Origin of the sequence: Pantoea conspicua, from assembly GCF_002095315.1 — a bacterium.
Classification (GTDB): Bacteria; Pseudomonadota; Gammaproteobacteria; order Enterobacterales; family Enterobacteriaceae; genus Pantoea; species Pantoea conspicua.
Genome location: NZ_MLFN01000107.1, coordinates 1 through 1,439 on the forward strand (window position 1 = coordinate 1; position 1,439 = coordinate 1,439).

The 1,439-nt window shown below is 59.3% G+C and carries 1 protein-coding gene; it reads left to right on the forward strand.

Annotated elements, in window-relative coordinates; translation table 11 throughout:
• Positions 1 to 480: 480 nt before the first annotated feature.
• On the forward strand, positions 481 to 1,344 hold the full coding sequence (gene ypfJ / locus HA41_RS19400) for a KPN_02809 family neutral zinc metallopeptidase (RefSeq protein ID WP_094122111.1): 864 nt from the start codon (positions 481 to 483) through the stop codon (positions 1,342 to 1,344).
• Positions 1,345 to 1,439 lie beyond the last annotated feature (95 nt).

Here is a 1,439-nt window from a genome sequence, read left to right on the forward strand (position 1 = left end):
GGCTTTGACGTCGTGCCGACGAACCGTTCGGGGATCGGCCCTCCCTGGCCGGCTCCGAACTCTCCACGCTTCCCGGCGTGGCGTTCTGGCCCAACGTCACGCCTCAGCGCTGCGGATAGCCCTTTCAGCAGCAGAGGCGCTCAGGCCTCCACCATCGCGCCCTTTTTAACAACACGCACTGGAGCTTCAGAGCAGGCTGGGGTCGCCCAGGAGAGCCCGCAGGACGCGGGCGAAAGGCGGGGCAGCACAGGATGTGCCATCCCCGGCGGTCCGTCAGGCAGGCGAATGAAGTAAAGGCACCGCGCAGCGGCGCGAGGATCGCCAGCCCCTGAGCGGCACCAGACTGCGTTATCACCGGTCGCTTAACTGACGAGCATTAGCACCCCGGCTCTCCTTTTTTCATTTTGGCGTAAAGCTGGTTATTGCCACGGCACACAACTAAAATCATGCCATCTGAGTAAACCGCTAAGGGAGTCAAGCATGCGCTGGCAAGGGCGTCGCGAAAGCGACAATGTAGAAGACCGTCGCGATCAATCGTCCGGTTATGGAGGCCGCCAGATCCGTCTGCCGCGCGGCAAGGGTGGTATCGTTCTGCTGATCGTGGTCGCGGTGGCCGGCTATTACGGCTATGACCTGACCGGCTTACTGACCGGCGGAGAGGTTGCGCCAACCAGTCAGCAGCAGCAGCGCAGCGTCAGTCCGAATGAGGATGAGGCCGCGAAATTTACCAAAGTTATCCTCGCCACCACCGAAGACACCTGGGGAAAACTGTTCCAGCAGATGAACAAGCAATATGTTGCGCCGAAGCTGGTGATGTATCGCGGCGCAACCCGCACCGGCTGTGGCACCGGCCAGTCGGTGATGGGACCCTTCTACTGTCCAGCCGATCAGACGGTTTATATCGATCTCTCATTTTATGACGAGATGAAAACCAAACTCGGTGCCGGTGGTGACTTTGCCCAGGGTTATGTGATTGCGCATGAAGTTGGCCATCACGTACAGAAATTACTCGGCATTGAACCAAAAGTACGCGAAATGCAGCAGGGGGCCAGTCAGACTCAGGTCAACCATCTCTCAGTCAAAATGGAGTTACAGGCTGACTGTTTCGCGGGCGTCTGGGGACATTACATGCAGCAGGAAAATATCCTGGAGGTCGGCGATTTGCAGGAAGCGCTGAATGCCGCCGAGGCGATTGGTGACGATCGTCTGCAACAGAAAGGTCAGGGACGGGTGGTGCCGGATAGCTTCACCCACGGCACTTCGCAGCAGCGCTACAGCTGGTTCAAACGCGGGTTTGATAGTGGCAATCCGGGACAGTGCAACACCTTTGCCAGCAACGAATGACCCTGCAGCAAACCACCGCGTTGATGCAGCAGGCCGGGATTCGACGGCTGGCGGTCATCAGCGGCGATCCGGCCTGGTGCCTGGCACGGGCGGCC